General features: G+C 68.6%; 3 protein-coding genes. 2 read left to right on the top strand and 1 reads right to left on the bottom strand.

The window, feature by feature from the left end; translation table 11 throughout:
* A partial coding sequence (locus ACRDSQ_RS02445) for a reverse transcriptase domain-containing protein (protein WP_431418364.1) occupies positions 1-268 on the bottom strand: 268 nt, incomplete at its 3' end.
* A 173-nt stretch (positions 269-441) separates the two neighbouring features.
* Here ACRDSQ_RS02445 and ACRDSQ_RS02440 point away from each other — a divergent pair.
* Complete coding sequence (locus ACRDSQ_RS02440; RefSeq protein WP_431418363.1) at positions 442-735, top strand: ribbon-helix-helix protein, CopG family; 294 nt, start codon at positions 442-444, stop codon at positions 733-735.
* 113 nt (positions 736-848) lie between these two features.
* On the top strand, positions 849-2,465 hold a 1,617-nt coding region (locus ACRDSQ_RS02435), incomplete at its 3' end, for a recombinase family protein (RefSeq protein ID WP_431418361.1).

Below are 2,465 nucleotides of genomic sequence, written 5' to 3'. Positions count from 1 at the left end.
TGAACCGCTCGTGCTCGTGCTCGTGCTCATGCTCGTGCGAGCCGCGGCGGTCGGCGTCCTTGCAGTACACGATGCGGGTCTTGTCCGGGTGCAACTCCAGACCGACCTCCGCCATCCTCTCGGTGATGGCCTCCAGGACCCGGTGGGCCTGCGCCTGGCTGGCGCAGTGCACCACGGCGTCGTCTGCGTAGCGCTCGAAGCTGACGTCGGGGAACTCCCGGGTCAGCCATCGGTCGAACGCGTAGTGGAGGAACAGATTCGCCAGCAAGGGCGAGATGACACCTCGGACACAATTGCGAACTTCGAGTTCGACGTCGCGTTGCCCTATGTGCGGGGCGAGAAGCCGAAGAGGCGGTCCACCACTCATCGTGACGTTAAAGGTAGTATGTAAGTGTCATGCCGGAAAGTCGCCGAGCGCGGGCCGATCAGGTGGCCAAGCGGGTGAACACCGCAGCCGAGCTGCTTGCCAGCGGGATGTCGGTGATCGACGCGACGGGGGCGTTGGCCAGGCGGCACCGGCTGTCGGAACGCCAGGCACGCCGCTATGTGGAGCGAGCCCGGGACGAAGGATCGATCGATGTGCCCGGTCCCAAGGTCGTGTTCACCGTGAAGCTGCCGGTGGCTCTGGCCCGGCGGGTGCGGCGGGCGGCGCGAATGACCGGCCAGAGCATCTCGGCGCTGGTGACCCAGGCGCTGGCGGAGTTCTTGGAACGCCAAGGCGGTGCCCGTGGCTGAGCGCGACGTCAGCATCGAGTTCGTCTTCGATCGAGCCGGCGGGCAGACGCTGGCGCACGCCTATCGGATCTTGGTCCCCGAACGTCGGGGCCGCGTCGAGGGGAGGAGCGACCGTGACGACCGCAGCCATCTACGCCCGGGTGTCCTCGGCCCGCCAGCGCGAAGAGCAGACGATCGGCTCGCAGACGACGGCGCTGATGGAGGCCGCCGAGCGGTGGGGGCTTGAGGTCCGGCCCGACTGGGTCTTCGAGGACGAGGGCTATTCGGGGGCGACGCTGGTCCGTCCCGCCCTCGAACGTCTGCGCGACCTGGCGGCCCAGGTCCCCGTGGACGTGGTGCTGTGCTACTCGCCGGACCGCCTCGCTCGCCGCTACGCCTACCAGGCGCTGCTCATCGACGAGTTCGCCCGAGCCGGCACCGAGGTCCGCTTCGTGAAGGGACCTCGGGCCGAGACACCCGAAGACGAACTGTTGATCCAGTTCCAGGGGATGATCGCCGAGTACGAGCGCGCCCAGATCGGGGAGCGAACCCGGCGAGGCAAGACCCACCGTGCCCGGGCCGGGGTCGTCAACGTGCTGGGCGGCGCCCCCTATGGCTACCGCTACCTGCGACGCACCGACGACACCGAGGCCCGCTACGAGGTCGTCGACGACCAGGCCGCGGTAGTGCGCGAGCTGTTCCGCCGCTACGTCGAGGACCACGTGTCGATCGCCGAGCTCGTCCGATGGCTGGCGTCCGAGGCGATCCCGACCTCGACCGGCAAGGTCCGCTGGGACCGTTCCACCATCTGGGGGATGCTGCGCAACCCCGCCTACGCCGGGCGAGCCGCCTACCTGAAGACCGGGCGGGTCGACGGCACGCCTGCGCTCAACCGCACCGCCCGGCGTCAGGGCCGTGCGGTGTCCCGCTACACCCGCACCCGACCACGCCCGACAGAGGACTGGATCGAGATCGCTGTGCCGGCCCTCGTCGACGACGACACGTTCGCCGCGGCGGCTCGCCGGCTCGAGGACAACCGCCGCTTCTCGGCCCGCAACACCAAAGAACCGTCGCTGCTGATGGGCCTGGTGTCGTGCCAGAGCTGCGGCTACGCCTACTACCGGACCTCCACCCGCACCAAGACCCGCAAGCTCTACTACTACCGCTGCCTCGGGTCCGACGACTACCGCTACGAGCACGGCCGCGTCTGTGACAACCAACCGGTGCGGGCCGACTACCTCGACGAACTCGTCTGGGGCCAAGTGACCGCCCTGTTGGCCGACCCGCACCTGGTGCAGGCCGAGCTCGACCGGCGCCTCACCGAACTGCGCGCCGCCAACCCGGCCACGGCCGAGCGGTCCCGACTCGAACTCGAGCTCACCCGCGCCACCAAAGGCATCGACCGCCTCGTGCACGCCTACCAGGAAGACCTGCTCACCCTCGACGAGCTGCGAGCGCGCATGCCCGACCTGCGGGCCAAAGAAGCCAGCCTGCGAGCCTCGCTCGCATCGCTCGACGCCCAACTCCTCGACCGCGACACCTACCTCAAGCTGGCCGAAAACCTGGAGGGCTTCCTCGCCCGGCTGCGCGACACAGCCGACACCGCCACCATCAATGAGCGCCAGAAAGTACTGCGCAGCGTGGTCAAAGAAGTGCTCGTCGGACCGGCACGCGTCGTGATCCGACACACGATCCCCGTGGGTGATCACCCCTTTCGACACCCCGGTTATCGGTTGCGTTTGAGGCGCCAT

The organism is Actinokineospora sp. (assembly GCF_050699995.1).
Taxonomy (GTDB): Bacteria; Actinomycetota; Actinomycetes; order Mycobacteriales; family Pseudonocardiaceae; genus Actinokineospora.
Note: the sequence above shows the minus strand (reverse complement) of the source record. Positions and strands in the feature narration are given on the sequence as shown.